Origin of the sequence: Leclercia tamurae (genome assembly GCF_025566055.1) — a bacterium.
GTDB classification, from domain to species: domain Bacteria; phylum Pseudomonadota; class Gammaproteobacteria; order Enterobacterales; family Enterobacteriaceae; genus Enterobacter; species Enterobacter tamurae.
Genome location: NZ_JAMHKS010000069.1, coordinates 25,019 through 42,299, shown reverse-complemented (window position 1 = coordinate 42,299; position 17,281 = coordinate 25,019). Strand labels below are relative to the sequence as shown.

19 protein-coding genes are annotated in these 17,281 nt (G+C 58.7%); 14 read left to right on the top strand and 5 right to left on the bottom strand.

Features of this window, described 5'->3' with window-relative positions:
* Nucleotide 1: 1 nt before the first annotated feature.
* The 9 genes from M8318_RS06930 to acpT are packed head-to-tail and all read left to right on the top strand — an operon-like array spanning nucleotide 2 to nucleotide 8,070.
* Complete coding sequence (locus M8318_RS06930; RefSeq protein WP_262661659.1) at nucleotides 2-424, top strand: acyl-CoA thioesterase; 423 nt, start codon at nucleotides 2-4, stop codon at nucleotides 422-424.
* The gene (locus M8318_RS06925; protein WP_262661657.1) at nucleotides 421-1,026 is read left to right on the top strand and encodes an outer membrane lipoprotein carrier protein LolA; all 606 of its coding nucleotides are present in this window, start codon (nucleotides 421-423) and stop codon (nucleotides 1,024-1,026) included. The genes M8318_RS06930 and M8318_RS06925 overlap by 4 nt, the downstream gene beginning before the upstream one ends.
* Nucleotides 995-3,316: an MMPL family transporter gene (locus M8318_RS06920; protein ID WP_262661655.1), complete on the top strand. Its 2,322-nt coding sequence runs from the start codon at nucleotides 995-997 to the stop codon at nucleotides 3,314-3,316. Before M8318_RS06925 ends, M8318_RS06920 begins: the two co-directional genes overlap by 32 nt.
* Complete coding sequence (locus M8318_RS06915) at nucleotides 3,316-3,894, top strand: DUF3261 domain-containing protein (protein WP_408612181.1); 579 nt, start codon at nucleotides 3,316-3,318, stop codon at nucleotides 3,892-3,894. Before M8318_RS06920 ends, M8318_RS06915 begins: the two co-directional genes overlap by 1 nt.
* A gap of 1 nt (nucleotide 3,895) precedes the next feature.
* Nucleotides 3,896-5,062 (top strand): beta-ketoacyl-[acyl-carrier-protein] synthase family protein, encoded by a 1,167-nt coding sequence (locus M8318_RS06910; protein ID WP_262661651.1) that lies wholly within the window; start codon nucleotides 3,896-3,898, stop codon nucleotides 5,060-5,062.
* The gene (locus M8318_RS06905; protein ID WP_262661649.1) at nucleotides 5,059-5,532 is read left to right on the top strand and encodes an ApeP family dehydratase; all 474 of its coding nucleotides are present in this window, start codon (nucleotides 5,059-5,061) and stop codon (nucleotides 5,530-5,532) included. Before M8318_RS06910 ends, M8318_RS06905 begins: the two co-directional genes overlap by 4 nt.
* Nucleotides 5,529-6,260, top strand: coding sequence for a 3-ketoacyl-ACP reductase FabG2 (locus tag M8318_RS06900; RefSeq protein ID WP_262661647.1), 732 nt, complete (start codon nucleotides 5,529-5,531; stop codon nucleotides 6,258-6,260). Before M8318_RS06905 ends, M8318_RS06900 begins: the two co-directional genes overlap by 4 nt.
* Nucleotides 6,257-7,486: a beta-ketoacyl-ACP synthase gene (locus M8318_RS06895; RefSeq protein ID WP_262661645.1), complete on the top strand. Its 1,230-nt coding sequence runs from the start codon at nucleotides 6,257-6,259 to the stop codon at nucleotides 7,484-7,486. Before M8318_RS06900 ends, M8318_RS06895 begins: the two co-directional genes overlap by 4 nt.
* A 2-nt stretch (nucleotides 7,487-7,488) precedes the next feature.
* On the top strand, nucleotides 7,489-8,070 hold the full coding sequence (acpT, locus tag M8318_RS06890; protein WP_262661643.1) for a 4'-phosphopantetheinyl transferase AcpT: 582 nt from the start codon (nucleotides 7,489-7,491) through the stop codon (nucleotides 8,068-8,070).
* A gap of 5 nt (nucleotides 8,071-8,075) precedes the next feature.
* Here the strand turns inward: acpT and M8318_RS06885 are convergent, their stop codons facing one another.
* Complete coding sequence (locus M8318_RS06885) at nucleotides 8,076-8,582, bottom strand: phenolic acid decarboxylase (RefSeq protein WP_106995291.1); 507 nt, start codon at nucleotides 8,580-8,582, stop codon at nucleotides 8,076-8,078.
* A gap of 99 nt (nucleotides 8,583-8,681) precedes the next feature.
* Here M8318_RS06885 and M8318_RS06880 point away from each other — a divergent pair, with 99 nt between their 5' ends.
* The 3 genes from M8318_RS06880 (at nucleotide 8,682) to M8318_RS06870 (ending at nucleotide 11,148) form a co-directional block, all read left to right on the top strand.
* Nucleotides 8,682-9,542 carry a LysR family transcriptional regulator gene (locus M8318_RS06880; RefSeq protein WP_262661641.1) on the top strand — a complete coding sequence of 287 codons (861 nt, stop codon included), beginning with the start codon at nucleotides 8,682-8,684 and terminating at the stop codon, nucleotides 9,540-9,542.
* A gap of 54 nt (nucleotides 9,543-9,596) precedes the next feature.
* Complete coding sequence (locus tag M8318_RS06875; protein WP_262661640.1) at nucleotides 9,597-10,391, top strand: SDR family NAD(P)-dependent oxidoreductase; 795 nt, start codon at nucleotides 9,597-9,599, stop codon at nucleotides 10,389-10,391.
* A 94-nt stretch (nucleotides 10,392-10,485) separates the two neighbouring features.
* A complete protein-coding gene (locus tag M8318_RS06870; RefSeq protein ID WP_262661638.1) occupies nucleotides 10,486-11,148 on the top strand; it encodes an HAD family hydrolase in 663 nt (220 codons plus the stop codon).
* Nucleotides 11,149-11,230: 82 nt separating this feature from the next.
* Here M8318_RS06870 and M8318_RS06865 read toward each other — a convergent pair whose 3' ends face one another.
* Together M8318_RS06865 and M8318_RS06860 are read right to left on the bottom strand one after the other, a co-directional pair.
* Nucleotides 11,231-12,256, bottom strand: a complete 1,026-nt coding sequence (locus M8318_RS06865) for a TerC/Alx family metal homeostasis membrane protein (RefSeq protein WP_166184566.1) — start codon at nucleotides 12,254-12,256, stop codon at nucleotides 11,231-11,233.
* A 139-nt stretch (nucleotides 12,257-12,395) separates the two neighbouring features.
* Nucleotides 12,396-13,592 carry a BaiN/RdsA family NAD(P)/FAD-dependent oxidoreductase gene (locus M8318_RS06860; protein WP_262661637.1) on the bottom strand — a complete coding sequence of 399 codons (1,197 nt, stop codon included), beginning with the start codon at nucleotides 13,590-13,592 and terminating at the stop codon, nucleotides 12,396-12,398.
* Between the two features lie 230 nt (nucleotides 13,593-13,822).
* Here M8318_RS06860 and pitA point away from each other — a divergent pair, with 230 nt between their 5' ends.
* Complete coding sequence (gene pitA, locus M8318_RS06855) at nucleotides 13,823-15,319, top strand: inorganic phosphate transporter PitA (protein WP_106995297.1); 1,497 nt, start codon at nucleotides 13,823-13,825, stop codon at nucleotides 15,317-15,319.
* Between the two features lie 60 nt (nucleotides 15,320-15,379).
* On the opposite strand, the gene uspB is transcribed toward pitA, so the two are convergent.
* Nucleotides 15,380-15,715 (bottom strand): universal stress protein UspB, encoded by a 336-nt coding sequence (gene uspB, locus M8318_RS06850; RefSeq protein WP_106995298.1) that lies wholly within the window; start codon nucleotides 15,713-15,715, stop codon nucleotides 15,380-15,382.
* Between the two features lie 283 nt (nucleotides 15,716-15,998).
* Here uspB and uspA point away from each other — a divergent pair, with 283 nt between their 5' ends.
* Complete coding sequence (gene uspA, locus M8318_RS06845; RefSeq protein ID WP_032615029.1) at nucleotides 15,999-16,436, top strand: universal stress protein UspA; 438 nt, start codon at nucleotides 15,999-16,001, stop codon at nucleotides 16,434-16,436.
* An 87-nt stretch (nucleotides 16,437-16,523) separates the two neighbouring features.
* On the opposite strand, the gene rsmJ is transcribed toward uspA, so the two are convergent.
* Nucleotides 16,524-17,276, bottom strand: coding sequence for a 16S rRNA (guanine(1516)-N(2))-methyltransferase RsmJ (rsmJ, locus tag M8318_RS06840; protein WP_262661634.1), 753 nt, complete (start codon nucleotides 17,274-17,276; stop codon nucleotides 16,524-16,526).
* Nucleotides 17,277-17,281: the final 5 nt, after the last annotated feature.

Here is a 17,281-nt window from a genome sequence, read left to right as displayed (position 1 = left end):
GGTGCTGACCGATCCCCGCTTTACGGCCGAAGTAGAGTTGACCGTACCGTTTCACGACGTCGATATGATGGGCGTGGTTTGGCATGGCAACTATTTCCGCTATTTTGAAATTGCCCGCGAGGCGTTGCTCAACCAGTTCGATTATGGCTATCGCCAGATGAAAGCGTCCGGCTATCTCTGGCCGGTGGTCGATACCCGGGTAAAGTACCGCGATGCGATCACCTTCGAGCAGCGGATCCGCGTCCGCGCCCACATCGAGGAGTTTGAAAACCGCCTGCGCATCGCCTATCAGATTTTTGATGCTGCCAGCGGCAAACGTGCCACTACCGGCTACACCATTCAGGTGGCCGTTGAGGAGAAGAGCGGCGAACTCTGTTTTGTCAGCCCGTCGATCCTGTTTGAACGTATGGGAGTAACACCATGAAGTGGCTACCGCTGCTTGCCCTGCTGGCAAGCCCGTTCGTCAGCGCCGTGACGCTGGACGAACTCCAGCAGCGCTTTACTGAACAACCGGTGGTGCGCGCCCATTTTGAGCAGACCCGTACCATCAAGGATCTGCCGCAGCCGCTGCGCTCCAACGGCGAGATGCTGATCGCCCGTGATAACGGCCTGCTGTGGGAGCAAAAAGCGCCCTTTCCAATGATGCTGCTGCTGGATGACAAACGGATGGTGCAGACCATCAACGGCCAGCCGCCCCAGACCATCACCGCCGACAATAATCCGCAGATGTTCCAGTTCAACCACCTGCTGCGCGCCCTGTTCCAGGCGGACCGCAAGGTGCTGGAAGAGAACTTCCGCATCGATTTTAAAGACCTCGGCAATGGTCGCTGGTCGCTGGTGTTGACCCCCACCACCACGCCGCTGGATAAGATTTTCGCCTCGCTGGATCTGGGTGGCGCAACCTATCTGGAATCCATCGTGCTGAACGATAAGCAGGGCGACCGCACCGATATCGCTCTTTCCCGCCACCAACTGACGCCCGCCCGCCTGACCGATGACGAACGCCAACGCTTTGCCGCACCATAATACCCGGCGTCCGGCGCTGCTGTGGGCGCTGACCTGCCTGATCCTGCTGGGGGTGCTGCTGTCGCTGCTGCCAAATGCACGGTTGAACAGCAGCGTGCTGGCGATGCTGCCGAAACAGACCCTCGGGGCGATCCCCCCGGCGTTGAACGACGGTTTTATGCAGCGTCTCGACCGGCAACTGGTATGGCTGGTCAGCCCGGGTAAACAGCCCGATCCGCAGGTGGCGCAGCAGTGGCTGAGCCTGCTGCAAGGGTCGGGGTCGCTGCACGAGGTAAAAGGGCCGATGGACGCCGCCGGGCAAAAAGCCTGGGGAGAATTTTTCTGGCAGCACCGCAACGGCCTGATCGACAGCGCCACCCGTGCGCGCCTGCAAAACGGCGGCGAGGCACAGGCGCAGTGGATTTTGTCTCAGCTTTACTCCGCCTTCTCCGGCGTCAGCGGCAAAGAGCTGCAAAACGACCCGCTGATGCTGATGCGCGGCTCACAGCTGGCGCTGGCGCAAAACAGCCAAAAGCTGCGACTGATGGACGGCTGGCTGGTGACCAAAGATGAGGCCGGAAATTACTGGTATCTGCTGCACGGCGAGCTGGCCGGTTCCTCGTTCGATATGCAACAAACCCACCGGCTTGTCACCACGCTGCACGGGCTGGAAGACCAGCTGAAAACGCAGTATCCCCAGGCGCAGCTACTGTCGCGGGGGACGGTGTTTTACAGCGACTACGCCAGCCAGCAGGCGAAGCGGGATATCTCCACCCTCGGTGTCGCCACTATCCTGGGGGTGATCCTGCTGATTGTGGCGGTGTTCCGCTCCCTGCGTCCGCTCCTCCTGTGCCTGATCTCTATCGCCATGGGCGCGCTGGCGGGCACGGTGGCGACCCTGCTGCTGTTTGGTGAACTGCATCTGATGACCCTGGTGATGAGCATGAGCATCATCGGTATTTCAGCGGATTACACCCTCTACTACCTGACCGAGCGGATGGTTCACGGCGGGGAGAGCTCGCCGTGGCAGAGCCTGGCGAAAGTGCGTAACGCCCTGCTGCTGGCACTGCTCACCACCGTGGCGGCGTATCTCATTATGATGCTGGCGCCGTTCCCGGGCATTCGCCAGATGGCGGTATTTGCCGCCGTGGGGCTGAGCGCCTCGTGCCTGACGGTGATCTTCTGGCACCCGTGGCTGTGTCGCGGCTTACCGGTGCGTCCAGTCCCGGCGATGGTGCTGATGCTGCGCTGGCTGGCGGCATGGCGACGGAATAAAAGGCTGTCAGTGGGGCTGCCGGTGTTGCTGGCCCTGCTGGCTGTCGCGGGGATGGCCACGCTGCGGGTGGATGACGATATCGCCCAGCTCCAGGCCCTGCCGCAGGATATCCTGGCCCAGGAAAAACGCATCACCGCCCTGACCGGGCAGAGTGTCGATCAGAAGTGGTTCGTGGTGCATGGCACCTCGGCCCAGCAGACGCTGGAGCGGCTGGAGGCCTTTACCCCGGCGCTGGCGCAGGCGCAGCAGGCGGGAGACCTGAAGTCCTGGCGCACCCTGCCGCTGAACTCGCTGGCACGACAGACAAGCGATCTGGCGCTACTGAAAAGTGCGGCCCCGGCGGTAACGAAAGTGCTGCAAAATGCCGGGCTGACAACGGTGTCGCCGGATCTCAATGCGGCCCCGGTGCAGATTGAAACATGGCTTGCCAGCCCGGCCAGCGAAGGCTGGCGACTGCTGTGGCTGACGCTGCCCGACGGAGAAAGCGGCGTCCTGGTGCCGGTTAATGGGGTAAACAACAGCCCGGCCCTGGCGGCGCTGGCCGACAAGCATCCGGGGGTGGTGTGGGTGGATCGCAAGGCCAGTTTCGACAGCCTGTTCGCCCTCTACCGTACCGTCCTGACCGGGCTGCTGTTCGTCGCCCTGGCGGTGATCGCCTGCGGCGCGATGCTGCGTCTGGGTTGGCGTAAAGGGCTGATAAGCCTGGTGCCCTCACTGCTGTCGCTGGGCTGTGGCCTGGCAGCGCTGTCGGTGACGGGTCACCCGGTTAACCTGTTCTCGCTGCTGGCGCTGGTCCTGGTGCTCGGGATCGGCATTAACTACACCCTGTTTTTCAGCAATCCGCGCGGCACGCCACTGACGTCAATGTTGGCGATTACCCTGGCCATGTTGACCACCATTTTGACCCTCGGCATGCTGGTCTTTAGCGCCACACAGGCCATCAGCAGCTTTGGAATTGTGCTGGTCAGCGGTATTTTCACCGCCTTCCTGCTGGCGCCGTTGGCGATGCCGGCTAAAAAAGAGAGAAAACGATGATGTCCCCTTTTTACCGCGCCGCCTTAATCAGCGTATTGTTCCTGGTCGGGTGTAGTCACTCAACGCAGAATGTCGACGGCACGCGCCCGCAGGCCTGGCTGCAGCCTGGAACAAAAGTGACGCTGCCTGCGCCAGGCATCACTCCAACGGTGAATTCGCAGCAGTTGCTGACCGGCAGCTTCAACGGCAAGACCCAGTCGCTGCTGGTGATGCTGAATGCCGATGCGCATAAAATTACCCTTGCCGGGCTGTCCTCGGTGGGTATCCGGCTGTTTCTCGCCACCTACGATGCCACCGGCATTCATACTGAGCAGTCGATTATCGTGCCGCAGTTGCCGCCGGCCAGCCAGGTGCTGGCCGATGTGATGCTCAGCCACTGGCCGATCGACGCCTGGCTGCCGCAACTGCCTAAGGGCTGGACGCTGAAGGATAAGGGCGACCGGCGTGAGCTGCGCAATGCCAGCGGGAAGCTGGTGACGGAGATCGTCTACCTGCAGCGTAAAGGCAAGCGCGAGCCAATCAGCATCGAGCAGCACGTCTTTAATTACCACATCACCATTCAATATCTGGGTGACTGAGATGATCTACATTTCTGCCGTTGGCCTGGTCAACGCGCTGGGCAACGCCCCCGACGAGATTGCCGCTAACCTGACGCGCGGTGTCGCCCCCGGGATGCATATTCGCCGCGGTTGGCTGCAGGGCCAGGACGCGGTACTGGGCGGCGTTGAGGGTGAATTACCGGCGATCCCGGATAACTTTGCCGCGCACCGCACGCGCAACAACCAGCTGCTGCTGGCCGCGCTGGCGCAGATCCAGCCCACCGTAAACGAAGCCATTGCCCGTTTCGGCCGCGGCCGGATAGCGGTGGTGCTGGGTACCAGTACCTCCGGGCTCGACGAGGGCGATGAACATGTGCGGCTGTCGCTAAACGGTGAAGCGAGCCTTAACTGGCACTATTCACAGCAGGAACTGGGTGACCCGTCGCGTTTTCTGGCGAACTGGCTGGATCTGGAAGGCCCGGCCTATACCCTCTCCACCGCCTGTTCCTCCAGTGCGCGGGCGATCATCAGCGGACGTCGGCTGATTGAGGCCGGGCTGGTGGATATCGCCATTGTGGGTGGCGCAGACACGCTGAGCCGGATGCCGGTGAATGGCTTTAACAGCCTTGAATCGCTCTCTACCACCCTGTGCGAGCCGTTTGGCCGTGACCGTCGGGGGATCACCATTGGCGAAGCGGCAGCCCTGATGGTGCTCACTCGCGAGCCGCAGCCGGTGGCGCTGCTGGGAACCGGCGAGTCGAGCGATGCGTATCATATTTCGGCCCCGCACCCGCAAGGTGAAGGGGCGATCCGCGCCATTACCCAGGCGCTGAACGACGCCGGGTTAACCCCGGATGAGGTGGGTTATATCAACCTGCACGGTACCGCGACGCCGCTCAACGATCAGATTGAATCTCAGGTGGTGCATGATCTGTTTGGTGATGCGGTGCCGTGCAGTTCAACCAAACATTTGACCGGCCATACGCTGGGCGCAGCCGGGATCACCGAGGCCGCGCTGAGCTGGCTGATCCTCACCCGCGACCTGCCGCTGCCCGCCCAGGATTTTGACCGCTACACGCCCGATCCGACCCTCGCCGTCTGCGGCGTGCTGCATCAGCCTACCGCGCTGAAAAAAGCGGTGATCCTGTCAAATTCATTCGCCTTTGGCGGCAATAACGCCAGCATCCTGCTGGGGAGAGTGTCATGAATTATCTATCACCGGTGGCCTACCTGCCCCATGACGCGCCGATGCTGCTGCTGGAGTCGGTCGAACAGGTCACCGAAGAATCGGCTGTCTGCCGGGTGGCCGTCAACAGCCAGGGCGTGCTGGCCCCGTTCCTCAATGCCACAGGCGATCTTCCGGGCTGGTACGCGCTGGAACTGATGGCCCAGACCGTGGGGGTCTGGTCTGGCTGGCACCGTCAGCAGCAGGGCCAAAGCACCATCACACTCGGCATGGTACTGGGCGCCCGCGAACTGGTGTGCGCCGCAGGCCAGTTTGCGGCCAACAGCCTGTTGACCGTCACCGTTAAATTGCTGATGCAGGATGAACGCTTTGGCAGTTTCGAGTGTGCGATATCTGCCGATGATGCCATTCTGGCGACCGGTCGGGTGAATACCTTTCAGCCCAGCCATGAAGAATTAACTTCGCTTTTCAATCAGGGAGCACGCGCATGAGTCGTTCCGTTCTGGTCACCGGTGCCAGCAAAGGCATTGGCCGGGCCATCGCCATGAAACTGGCTGCTGACGGGTTTACCGTCGGCGTACACTATCACAGTGATGTCGCAGGCGCGCAGGACACCCTGAGCGCCATCGAACAGGCGGGGGGGAACGGGCGCGTGCTGTCGTTTGATGTTGGTAACCGTGAACAGTGCCGCGAGGTGCTGGAGCAGGAGATCGCCACCCACGGCGCCTGGTATGGCGTGGTCAGTAACGCCGGAATTGCCCGCGATGGCGCGTTCCCGGCGCTCAGCGACGATGACTGGGATAGCGTGATCCATACCAACCTCGATAGCTTTTACAACGTCATCCATCCCTGCATTATGCCGATGATTGGCACCCGTAAGGGTGGGCGTATTATTACCCTGTCGTCCGTTTCCGGAATGATGGGCAATCGCGGCCAGGTAAACTACAGCGCAGCGAAAGCAGGCATTATCGGGGCCACCAAAGCGCTGGCGATTGAGCTGGCGAAGCGAAAAATTACCGTCAACTGCATTGCGCCCGGGTTGATTGATACCGGGATGATCGAGATGGAGGAAGCCGCGCTGCAGGAGGCGATGGCGATGATCCCAATGAAACGTATGGGTCAGGCGGATGAAGTCGCCGGGCTGGCCAGTTATCTGATGTCTGATATCGCGGGCTATGTCACCCGCCAGGTCCTTTCCATTAATGGAGGAATGCTATGACACGTCGCGTGGTGATTACAGGCATGGGCGGCGTCACCGCCTTCGGTGAAGACTGGCAGTCGGTTTCGGCCCGTTTACTGAACTATGAAAACGCGGTGCGCAAGATGCCGGAGTGGACGGTATATGACGGTCTGCACACCCTGCTGGGCGCGCCGATCGACGATTTTACCCTGCCGGAGCACTATACCCGCAAGCGTATCCGCGCGATGGGTCGCGTGTCGCTGATGTCGACCCGTGCCACTGAACTGGCGCTGGAGCAGGCCGGATTGATTGGCGATCCGGTGTTAACTAACGGCGAAACCGGGATTGCCTACGGCTCGTCCACCGGCAGTACCGGCCCGGTAAGCGAGTTCGCCACCATGCTCACCGAGAAGCACACCAACAACATCACCGGCACCACCTACGTGCAGATGATGCCGCACACCACGGCGGTTAATACCGGGCTGTTCTTCGGCCTGCGCGGGCGGGTGATCCCGACCTCCAGCGCCTGTACCTCCGGTAGTCAGGCAATCGGTTATGCGTGGGAAGCCATTCGTCACGGTTATCAGACGGTGATGGTCGCGGGAGGCGCAGAGGAGTTGTGTCCGTCAGAGGCCGCGGTATTCGATACCCTGTTCGCCACCAGCCAGCGCAACGACGCCCCTAAAACCACCCCTTCGCCGTTCGATACCGAGCGCGACGGGCTGGTGATTGGCGAAGGCGCCGGGACCCTGATCCTCGAAGAGCTGGAGCATGCGAAGGCGCGAGGTGCCACCATCTACGGGGAAATTGTCGGCTTCGCCACCAACTGCGACGCGGCACATATCACCCAGCCGCAGCGGGAGACGATGCAAATCTGCATGGAGAAGTCGCTAAAGATTGCCGGGCTGAGTCCGCGGGATATGGGCTACATTTCCGCGCACGGTACGGCGACCGATCGGGGCGATATTGCCGAAAGCCTGGCGACTGCCGCGCTGTTTGGCGACAACGTGCCGATTTCATCCCTGAAGAGCTATTTCGGTCATACCTTAGGGGCCTGTGGGGCGCTGGAAGCCTGGATGAGCCTGCAGATGATGCGTGAAGGTTGGTTCGCCCCGACCCTGAATTTAAGACAACCGGATGAGCAATGCGGCGCATTAGATTATATTATGGGAAAAGCCCGTCATATTGACTGCGAATATCTACAAAGCAATAACTTCGCGTTCGGCGGCATTAATACCTCCATTATCATTAAACGCTGGGCGTGACTATGTACCAGTTTCTACTGGGAAAAATTTCTACCCTCAGCGCTGACCCTCTGGCGTCAGCGCTGGCCGAACAGGCGCCACAGGGCGCGCGTCGTAACCCCTGGCTGGCCGGGCGGACCCTGCTCGCCCGGGCATTATCGCCCTCCCCGGTGCCGGAAATCGTCTTCGGTGAACAGGGGAAACCCGCCTTCGTTGATGCTCATCCGTACTGGTTTAACCTGAGCCACAGCGGGGATGATATCGCCCTGCTGTTAAGCGATGAGGGCGAAGTGGGCTGCGACATCGAAGTGATCCGCCCCCGGGATAACTGGCAGGCGCTGGCCAATGCCGTCTTTAGCGTCGCGGAACATGACGAGCTGGAGCAGGAGGCGCCGGAGGCAAAACTGTCGGCTTTCTGGCGTATCTGGACGCGCAAAGAGGCGATCGTTAAGCAGCGCGGCGGCAGCGCCTGGCAGATTGTCAGCGTCGACAGCACCTTAACCTCGGCGCTGAGCGTCAGCCACGTCCAGCACGGTGAACTCAGCCTCGCCGTCTGTACGCCAACGCCCTTCACCCTCCATAACGGTGCACTTCAGGTTCTGTAACCCCCTTATTTCAAATTATTCGGAAAGTCTGCCGGCAGTTCGCTGGCAGCACAGTCAATGACAGCATCATTATTGGCACCGCAGTCGCGCACAAAGGTAATGGTGGCGAACTCATCAATGACCTCGGTTGGGTAGGCCGGGCCCGCCTCGCGATAAGAGACCATCAGCGGAATATGATCGTTCTGGAAGCAGACGGTTTTTTCCGGGTTATTCATCACCCAGCGCGGGAAGAAGATAGTGCCGTGGAACAGCTTGTCGCCGAGATTCACAATCAGGCTCACATCGGTACCGGTCGGTTCAGTCCACGAAATTTTATAAATACTCTCGCCCACGCGAACGATATACGCCTGCTGATCTTTTACCCAACGGTTTGCCACGATCCCGCTGTGAATACGGTAGTCGAGGGTCTGTTCATTTTTGACATAAATCTCGTAGTTCCAGCCGTTATCGTAGGTGTATACCAGATGTTTGCCGACGAAACCGCTCAAATCATGTTTATCAAAATGGCTCATATTCTGTCTCCTCTGTTTCAATGAGGCTATCTTACGCCTGCAAAAATTGGATGAATAACGCTATGATTTAATCAAATTCATTCAAAAATTAGATGAGTCATGCACAAAACTACCCTTGAGCAGTGGTCGTTGCTTGAACGTGTCGTTGAGTTGGGCAGCTTTGCCCGCGCCGCAGAGGAGACGCATCGCAGCCAATCCTCCGTCAGTTATAACCTGGCGTTATTGCAGGAGCGGCTGGGCGTGGCGCTCCTGGTTCAGGCGGGTCGTAAGGCGGTGCTGACCCCGGAAGGGGAGCTGCTGTTAAATCAGGTCAAACCGCTGCTGAACGCCTTTACCCTGCTGGAGACTCGCGCCACGACGCTACGCAACGGGATGCGTACCCGACTGGATGTGGTGGTGGACAGCATTTTCCCTCGCCGTCATCTGTTTGCCATTCTGCGCCAGTTTCAACAGCGCTATCCGCAAACCGAGGTGCATCTGACCGAAATACTTGAGAACGTCGGCGAGGCGCTGATCCCGAGCGAAGCCGATGTGATGGTGCTAACCCGCCGCCAGGATGTGAGCGGGCGCGGCGAGTGGCTGATGAATATCGATTTTGTCGCCGTGGCGCATCGGGAGCATCCGCTGTTTGCACACGACACGCCGCTCACTGATGAAATGCTACGCCCCTGGCCACTCATCCAGATCGCCGGGCAGAACTACGCCGCACCTCCCGGCGGCGAAGCCTGGACCTTCTCTACCATCGATGCCGCTATCGAGGCGGTGATGTATCAGGTGGGGTATGGCTGGCTGCCGGAAGAGCGAATTCAGCAACAGCTGGAAAGCGGTGTGCTGAAAACAGTGCCCCTGAACCACGGCACGCGCCGTGCTACGCCGCTGCATCTGATTGTAAAACGCACGCTCGCCCCGCTCGACGAGCAGGTTGAAACCTTACTGCACCTCTTCAGCCAGCCGTCGTAAAGGTGAACTGCTACGCTTAACGGTCTGAACTTCAACAATGACATGGAGCAGACCATGAAAATCGATCTTACGGGGAAAGTGGCGCTCGTAACCGCCTCCACCGGCGGCATTGGCTTCGCCATCGCCCGCGGGCTGGCAGAAAGCGGCGCAGAGGTGATTGTTAACGGACGCAGCATCGACTCGGTCAACCGGGGCATCCAGGAGCTGCAGCAGGCAATACCCGGCGTGCAGGTGCGGGCGGCGATGGCCGATCTCAGCACCGCTGACGGCGTGGAAGAGCTGCTAAAGGTCGCCTCTGGCGTCGATATCCTCGTTAACAATGCCGGAATTTACGGGCCGCAGGATTTTTACGCCACCGACGACGAGACCTGGAATAACTACTGGCAAACCAACGTGATGTCCGGGGTGCGTCTGTCCCGCGCCCTGCTGCCCGGCATGGTGCAAAAAGGCTGGGGCCGGGTGGTGTTTATCTCTTCAGAGTCGGCCTGCAATATTCCGGCGGACATGATCCACTACGGAGTGACGAAAACCGCCCAGCTGTCACTGGCGCGCGGGCTGGCCAAATTTGTCGCCGGCAGCGGCGTCACCGTCAACAGCGTCCTGCCGGGCCCGACGATGTCGGACGGCTTCGCGGAGATGATGAAGGACGAGATAGAGAAAACCGGTAAATCGCTGGAGACGCTGGCGAAAGAGTTCGTCATGGCTCACCGCCCGAGCTCGGTCATTCAGCGGGCTGCCACGGTAGACGAGGTGGCGAACATGGTGGTCTATGTCTGTTCCCAGCAGGCGTCTGCTACCTCCGGCGCGGCACTGCGCGTCGATGGCGGCGTGGTGGACGATATTATCTAGCCGTGCCAGTGGCCGCCCGTCCGCTGGCGGGTGGCATCTGCTGCTAAAGCAGGTAAACTGGGGGCAGAATGTATATTTCAGCTAAGACTTCGTTATGACCAATATGATTGCCGATGAGGCAGTGGCAAAATCCAGCGTGCTTTCCGTGTTTGATTTCGACGGCACCCTGACGCATCACGACAGCTTTATTCCTTTCTTACGCTTTGCGTTCGGCAAACGCTATTTTGCCGGTCGCCTGGTGCGGATGGCCTTACCGACCATTCACTGTGTGCGCCGCAAGCTGACCCGTGACGAGCTGAAAGAGGTGCTGATCAGGACCTTCCTGACCGGCGTGGATGAGCACTGGCTGCGGCAGCAGGCAGAACTGTTCTGCGAGAAATACTGGAACAAGTTGATGCGCCCGCAGGGCGTACTGGCGGTGGCCGCAGAAGTGAACTCCGGTGCGGAAGTGACGATTTGTTCGGCATCACCGGCGCTGGTATTGCAGCCCTGGGCCGACAAGCTCGGCATTAAGCTTATCGGTACCCAGCTGGAAGTGAAAGATGGCAAGCTGACCGGGCGGATCACCGGGCATAACTGTCGCTGTGCGCAGAAGGTGGCCCGGCTGGAGAACGTCTACGGTAGCCTGAACAATTATCATGTACGCGCCTGGGGCGACACCCGCGGCGATCACGAGCTGCTGGCTGCAGCGCAGGATCCGCACTGGCGGCATTTCCACCCGCCGCGCGCGCGCCGGAATTCACCCATCAAGCCGTAAAACATGCCGGGTGGCGGCGTCGCCTTACCCGGCCTACAACATCCGTAGGCCCGGCAAGCGCAGCGCCGCCGGGCAATACCACTCAGGCTTCCCGTTTGCCCGGGAACAGCAGGCTTGCCACAATCCCCATCGCCAGCACGCCCAGCACCACTAACAAACTCGCCGTGGCACCGATGCCATAGCCGTGATGCCAGAAGTGATCCGTCGCGTTCAGGCCGAGCTTAAAGGCCACGAAGAACAGCAGCGCGATCACCGCTTTCTCCAGATGCACCAGGTACTGCTTCAGCGCCTCAAGCACAAAATAGAGGGTACGCAGGCCGAGGATCGCAAACATCATCGCGCTGTAGATGATCAGCGGCTCGCGGCTGACGGCGATAATCGCCGGTACCGAGTCAAAGGCGAACATCACGTCGGAAAGCTCCACCACCGCCACGCAGAGCAGCAGCGGCGTGGCATAGCGCTTCGCCTTTTTCACGCGGCCAACCATCACATCCTGGTTCTCCGGTTTTTCCAGCTCGGCATCCACCTCTTTCTGACTCAGCAGGAAGGCATTGCCGGTGATTTTCGGCCAGATCGGATAGAAGCGTTTGACCGCCCGGTAGGCCAGGTGCTGAGAGTAATCTTCGATCTCGTCCTGCTCTTCGCCGCGCTTGAGCATCATTACCGCCGTCCAGGCCACAATCAGGGCAAAGACCACTTCCACGTACGGCCCGAGGCTCAGCAGGCTGGTGCCGATGGCGACGAAAATCCCACGGAAGACGATAGCGCCGATGACCCCCCAGTAGAGTACCCGGTGACGATACTGATCCGGCACGCCAAACCAGGCGAAGATCGCCATCATCACGAACAGGTTATCAACGGAGAGCACCTCCTCCAGCGCATAACCGGTGAGGAACAGGCTCGCCACTTCGGCACCGTGATGAACGTACAGGAACCCGGCGAACGCCATCGCGGTCATTACCCAGAAGATCGACCACAGCGCGGCACTTTTCAGCGAAATCGGTTTGTCATGGCGATGCATGAAGAGGTCGATAAACATCGCCCCGACAGCCATAACCACAAATACAACAACGGTTTCCGTCGGGAAACCGAGATGAGCAGATGACATACACAACCCTTTTTGAAGACAAAATACAAATCATGCAGACTGGCGGAGCCAGTAAAGAAAAAGGGGGACCGTTAACGACCTTCTCCCCTTAAAAAGTAAACCGGCGTATTTTACCTTACATTAACGTAGTTCTGCGTTTTTATTCACCCGCTGCCAGGGCTTCAGCACAGGCCCATGCGCTGGCCCAGGCCCACTGGAAATTGTAGCCGCCCAGCCAGCCGGTCACGTCCACCACCTCACCGATAAAATAGAGTCCCGGCACGTTGCGAGCCTCCATGGTGCGGGACGAAAGTTCGTTAGTGTCCACGCCGCCGAGGGTCACTTCTGCGGTGCGATAGCCTTCGGTGCCGTTGGGCTGCACGCGCCAGGCAGTTAAGGTTTCCACCAGCGCCTGCTGGTCACGGCTGTTGAGCTGCTTCAGCGACACATCGGGGATCTGCCCCAGTAGCTGCAGGCACTCCACCAGCCGCTTCGGCAGCTGCATGGCTAAGGTGTTTTTCAGGCTCTGATTAGGGTGCGCCGCGCGTTGCTCGTCGAGGAAATTCTGAAGATCGCAATCCGGCACCAGGTTGACGGTAACGAACTCACCCGGCTGCCAGTAGCTGGAGATTTGCAGTACCGCCGGGCCGGAGAGACCGCGGTGGGTAAAGAGCAGGTTCTCACGAAATACGGTCCCGTCTTCAGCGCTGATCACCGAAGGCACCGAGACGCCGGAGAGGGTTTGCAGCTGCTCCAGCAAGGGTTTATGCAGGGTGAACGGCACCAGACCGGCACGGGTCGGGAGCACCTTCAGACCAAACTGTTCGGCAATTTTATAGCCAAACGGCGACGCGCCCAGCCCTGGCATTGAGAGCCCGCCGCTGGCGATCACCAGCTTTTCCGCACTCACCGTTTCACCGTTCAGCTGCAGGGTATAACCCGTCTCATCGCGGGCAACGTCCAGCACTTCGCTGCGCAGACGCAGGGTAACCTGGCCTTTTTCGCACTCGGCGACCAGCATATCGACAATCTGTTGCGCCGAGTCGTCGCAAAACAGCTGGCCCAGGGTCTTCTCATGCCAGGCGATACCGTGTTTGCCTACCAGGTCAATAAAGTCCCACTGGGTGTAGCGTGCCAGTGCAGATTTGCAAAAATGACGGTTCTGGCTCAAATAGGCCGCGGGTTCGATATAAAGATTAGTAAAATTGCAGCGGCCCCCGCCAGACATCAGGATCTTACGGCCTGGTTTTTTGCCGTTATCGAGCAGCAGAACCCGGCGCCCTGCCTGTCCGGCCATCGCCGCACAGAATAAACCTGCCGCACCGGCGCCAATAATAATGGCATCATACTTTTCCACGTCTCGATTCTCCTGATTTTGAGGGCGCGAATTGTAAAGTTTCCTCAAGAAGCGTTCCAGCTTAAATATCCGCGATCTCATTCATTTAATTGAAATTTAATAAATAATTCTTTTACTGCTACGCTTATGTCAGTAGGCAAATCAAAAAAAGTCTATATTTCACTTTGCCCGTTGCGCATTTGTCCTGGATAATGCGCCGCGTTCATGTCCTCAAGATGGCGTAACGTCCTATGCTACATTTGTTTGCTGGCCTGGATTTTCATACCGGGCTTTTACTCTTGCTTGCTCTGGCCTTTGTATTGTTCTACGAAGCGATTAACGGCTTCCATGACACTGCGAACGCAGTCGCAACGGTTATCTACACTCGTGCTTTACGATCGCAAGTTGCGGTTGTGATGGCCGCGGTGTTTAACTTCTTTGGTGTTCTTCTGGGAGGTCTGAGCGTAGCCTACGCCATTGTGCATATGCTGCCAACGGATCTGCTACTCAATGTCAGTTCCGGCCATGGCCTGGCCATGGTGTTCTCGCTGCTGTTTGCTGCAATTATCTGGAACCTCGGTACCTGGTATTTCGGCCTGCCAGCATCCAGTTCTCACACGCTGATCGGCGCCATCATCGGTATTGGTTTAACCAATGCGCTGATGACCGGTACGTCTGTGGTGGACGCGCTGAATATCCCTAAAGTCATAGGTATCTTCGGTTCACTGATTATTTCTCCGATTGTCGGTCTGGTTGTCGCGGGTGGTTTGATCTTCCTGCTGCGTCGTTACTGGAGCGGCACCAAAAAACGTGCCCGTATCCACCTGACGCCAGCCGAGCGTGAAAAGAAAGACGGTAAGAAGAAGCCGCCATTCTGGACGCGTATTGCCCTGATCGTCTCCGCTATCGGCGTGGCCTTCTCTCATGGCGCGAACGACGGCCAGAAAGGGATTGGTCTGGTGATGCTGGTGCTGATCGGCGTGGCCCCTGCGGGCTTCGTGGTGAATATGAATGCCACCGGCTACGAAATTACCCGTACCCGTGACGCAATCAACAACGTCGAAACCTATTTCCAGCAGCGTCCTGACCTGCTGAAAAAAGCGACCGGCGTGGATCAGCTGATCCCTTCTCCGGAAGCGGGCGCTACCCAACCGGCTGAGTTCCACTGCCATCCGGCCAATGCGATCAACGCGCTGGAGCGGGCGAAAGGCATGCTGACCGATGTCGAAAGCTACGACAAGCTCACGCCTGAGCAGCGTGGCCAGATGCGTCGCATCATGCTGTGCATCTCTGACGTGACCGAAAAAGTGTCCAAACTGCCGGAAGTTTCTGCTGACGACAAACGTCTGCTGAAGAAACTGAAAGTCGACATGCTGAATACCATCGAGTACGCGCCGATCTGGATCATCATGGCGGTGGCACTGGCACTGGGTCTCGGCACGATGGTCGGCTGGCGTCGCGTGGCGACAACGATTGGCGAGAAGATCGGTAAGAAAGGCATGACCTATGCCCAGGGGATGTCTGCTCAGATGACGGCAGCGGTCTCTATCGGTCTGGCGAGCTACACCGGTATGCCGGTATCCACTACCCACGTTCTCTCTTCATCCGTGGCGGGTACCATGCTGGTTGATGGCGGCGGTCTGCAGCGCAAAACCGTGACCAGCATTCTGATGGCCTGGGTGTTTACCCTGCCGGCTTCCATTCTGCTGTCTGGCGGTCTGTACTGGACCTCCCTGCAATTCCTCTAATCGCAGGCAGATAACAACGCTAAAAAGCGGGTCAGGTAACTGGCCCGCTTTTTTTTGCGCTCAATGCCAGATGAGGAGAGCCACCATGCTCACTACCACCAGGCCGCACAGCGCGCTGGTCAGAATGAACTGACGGCGCAGGCGCTCGCAGCGGCGGATAAACTCATCGTCATGATGATCGCGATAGCGCTGGGCGTAGATATACCACACCAGGCGCATCTGTTTACTGGGCTGCCCATGCGAGGTGAAGAAGCCCCCACCGTCGACATACTGATAAAGCAACGGATCGCAGCCACGAAGTACCACTAATAGCGCGCGTAAGGACGAGAAATAACGCGCCATATTCACGATGCAAACCACACATAACGCCCAAAACAATGCGACGGTGCTAATCATACTTCCTCCCCGGCGTCCGCCCGCGAAGCAATGCTCCGGGACTACCGCACCCATGCCCTGACAGACGGTTCAGTGAAAGAGAGACACAAAAGCCGATCGGCTTCGCATTTTAATATCCGAACGGTTTATTCAATAGTGTAGGAGATCCGTTAATTTTTTTGCCACAAGGTTAATCGTTATCAACACCAATGCTTGAAAATTTTGTTTAACTGGGCCGTAATGAAAGTAGGTAGACGACTGCTAAACGCATTGGTCATCGATAACTTAAGGAAGGAGTAACACTATGGCTTATAAACACATTCTTATCGCGGTTGACCTCTCCCCTGAGAGCAAGGTGCTGGTTGATAAAGCGGTATCCATGGCGCGTCCGTACAATGCGAAAGTTTCCTTAATTCACGTGGACGTTAACTACTCCGATCTCTATACCGGCCTGATTGATGTGAATCTGGGCGATATGCAGAAGCGCATCTCCGAAGAGACTCACCAGGCGCTGACCGAACTCTCCACCAACGCGGGCTATCCGATCACCGAAACTCTGAGCGGCAGCGGCGATTTGGGCCAGGTGCTGGTGGATGCGATTAAGAAATACGATATGGATCTGGTGGTCTGCGGCCACCACCAGGACTTCTGGAGCAAGCTGATGTCCTCAGCGCGTCAGCTGATTAACACCGTGCACGTGGATATGTTGATTGTGCCGCTGCGCGACGAAGACGACGAGTAAGTGCGAAATGCCCGGTGGCGCTAACGCTTACCGGGCCTACAAAACCAAACCGTAGGCCGGGTAAGGCGAAGCCGCCACCCGGCTTTTCTATTCCGGGGTGCCGGAATAAATATCAAACCGGTGCCCTTTGGTCACCACCGCATTTGTCGTGGCGACCTCCGCCAGCGGCGGCGCATAGTCCGGACGTTTCACCACTACCCGCTTTGTTGCCAACAGGCGAGCAGGTTCCAGCAGGCCATCTGCGTCTAAGTCCGGCCCCACCAGCGACTGAAACACCCGCATCTCTTTCTTCACCAGCGCGCTTTTCTGCTTATGCGGGAACATCGGGTCGAGATAGACCACCTGCGGGCGCGGGGTGATATCCGTCAGCGCCGTCAGGCTTGAGGCGTGGATCAGCTGTAACCGCGCCTGCAACCATGAACCAATCTCCGGATCGGCATAGCCGCGGGCCAGGCCGTCATCCAGCAGGGCGGCGACCACCGGGTTGCGCTCCAGCATCCGCACCCGACAGCCCACCGAGGCCAGCACAAACGCGTCGCGCCCTAATCCCGCCGTGGCATCCACCACGTCCGGCAGATAGCTGCCCTTGATCCCCACCGCTTTGGCGACCGCTTCACCGCGACCGCCGCCAAACTTGCGCCGGTGGGCCATTGCGCCACCGACGAAATCAACAAAAATGCCGCCGAGTTTCGGTTCGTCGCGTTTACGTAATTCCAGATGCGTTGTTGTCATCACCAACGCCATCAGGTTTTCTTCATCGTGTTCCAGCCCCCAGCGGGCCGCCAGAACAGATAAGGCGCCGTCTCCGGCGCCTGTTTCATCTGCTAAGTGGATCTTCACGAATC